The organism is Longimicrobium sp. (assembly GCF_036554565.1).
In the GTDB taxonomy this organism is placed as follows: domain Bacteria; phylum Gemmatimonadota; class Gemmatimonadetes; order Longimicrobiales; family Longimicrobiaceae; genus Longimicrobium.
This window is the reverse complement of record NZ_DATBNB010000345.1, coordinates 1-2,196: the sequence shown is the minus strand read 5'-3', so window position 1 is coordinate 2,196 and position 2,196 is coordinate 1. Positions and strand designations below refer to the sequence as shown.

The following is a 2,196-nucleotide window of genomic DNA, read 5'->3' as shown; positions in this document are numbered from 1 at the left end:
ACCTGCTCTCCTCTCCCGCCGCCGGGGGTGGTAGCGTCTACGCGGGGTCGTTCTCGGACGCGGTCGTGGGTCTCACGCTTTCCCGGTTTGAGAGCGCAGCCCTGATGCCCAAGAGCGGGTAAACCCGCAGCTGAGAAAGCGGTAATCCCCGTCGCGACGCCCGCTGTCGCGTCGCCGTCGGGGCTTCAAGCGCGCGCGCGCGCGATGCTGCCGAAGCGCGTTGGAATTCTCCCCTCTCTCGCGGGAGAGGGAAGCCGTCGCCGGCGCCGGACCCGACCCGCCGACCCACCTGTTTCCGCTCAGTTCAAACCGATGGGCTGCGAGGGGCATCAGATCACCGTATCGCGGCCGGCGAACTCCCGCCGGCCGCGCCCTCCGCTCCGTGCCCACGACGACCATGATCCCCATCTTCCGCGTCCTCCTGGTCTCCGCCTTCGCGGCGAGCGGCCTCAGCGCACAACAGGGCGCGTCGCTGCACGGAACGTGGGAAGGCGAGATGAAGACCTCCCGCTGGCCCCAGTTCTTTATCGTCACCCTGCGGGCCGACTCGAGCACGGTGGAGACGCTGGGACGGAGCTTTCCCGCGGATGAGGCGCGGCTGTCGGCCGACTCGTTTGCAGTGAGGGTGGGAGCGGGTGAAGGAGCCGCAATCTTCCGCGGCGTCCTGCGGGAGGGACGGCTGGTCGGGGCGCTGACGCAGGGGCGCGATACCCTGCCCTTCACGCTGCGCCGCATTCCCGACTACCCCGAGCCGGCCAATCGCGTCCAGGCGTGGGAACAGGACATCGACGCGCTCTCCACGCGATTCATCGAACTTGACCGCAGCTTCAGCCCCGACGAGCGCTCACGATTCCTGGCGCACCTCGCGGACACGCGTTCGCGGCTGGCGGAGCTGAACGACAACGAGGTGATCGTTCGGCTCGGATCAGCCATCGCCCTAGCCGGCAACGCGCACACCCGCCTGTACCTGCTGAGGAACGCAACCGAGCTGCGGCGCCTACCTATCCGCCTCTGGTGGTTCAGCGACGGCCTGTACGTCGTACGCACGGCACCGGCGCATCGCGCGCTGCTGGGCTGCCGCGTGGACACGATCGGGGGCACGGGCGCGCGGCAGGCGCGGGTCCGCGTGGCGCCCCTGTTCGCGGGGAACGCTTCGTGGACGGAGTACAAGAGCGTGTATTCGCTCACCAGCCCGCAGGTGCTCAACGGGTTCGGGATCATCCCGACGGCGGACTCGGTGAACCTGGGCATCTCGGGATGCGGAGACGGCAGCCGAGGGCGCGTGGTGCTGAAGCCGCTGCCCCTCACCCGCAGCGAGCGGGCGGTGGAAGCGTGGTGGGACCTGTCGCCGAGGCACCCAGGCGCCGACTCGACCTGGGTGCAGGCGCTGGCCGGGGCGGACTCGCTGCCGCTGTACCTGCGCAATCCCCGGAGCAACTACTGGTTTCAATATCTGCCGGAGAGCGGGGTCATGTACTTCCAGTACAACCGGTCACAGAACGCCGCGGATGAGACGACCGCGCAGTTTGGCGATCGGCTACTGGCCGCCGTCGAGCAGCACCGGCCGAAGGCGTTCGTGATGGACGTGCGTTTCAACACCGGCGGCAACCTCACCCTCGCAGCGGACCTGATGAAGCGGCTGGTGGAGCGAACGGCCGGGATGCGGCGCTTCGTGATCACGGGCCGAGCGACGTTCTCCGCGGGGATCACGCAGGTCGCTACGTGGCGCCAGGCGGGGGACGTCACCATCGTGGGCGAGCCGGTGGGTGACGACCTGGAGATGTGGGCAGAAGGCGGCAACGTGCGCCTGCCCAACTCGGGCTTCAATGCGCACTTCGCCAACGGCCTTCACAGCTACACCCCCGCCCCTTGCCCCGCGGAAACGCCCTGCCACGATCTCTCCGCATCAAGCGTTGCGCCCGACCTGCCCGCCACCGCCAGCTGGGCGGATTACCGGGCGGGGCGCGATCCCGCCATGGCGGCGATTCTCGCCCGGGTCGGCGGCCGCTGAACGAGGGTCTTGCGCCGGGTCCCGCTACGGCTGACCTTGAACGGGGTGGCGCGAGCACCGGTCCTGTCCGGTGCTCGCGCGTTTTCCCCGATCACCACCCCCGCCCTGATGATCGATCTGCTCGAAATCCCGGGCTTCGTGCTCAACGACGAACGTGAAGAGCTTCTCGCGGAGCTGCGCGCCAT

Annotated in this window: 1 protein-coding gene; it reads left to right on the top strand. The window is 69.0% G+C overall.

Annotated features, from left to right (window positions below; translation table 11 throughout):
• The first annotated feature begins 397 nt into the window (after positions 1-397).
• Positions 398-2,011, top strand: a complete 1,614-nt coding sequence (locus VIB55_RS09685) for a hypothetical protein (RefSeq protein ID WP_331876447.1) — start codon at positions 398-400, stop codon at positions 2,009-2,011.
• Positions 2,012-2,196: the final 185 nt, after the last annotated feature.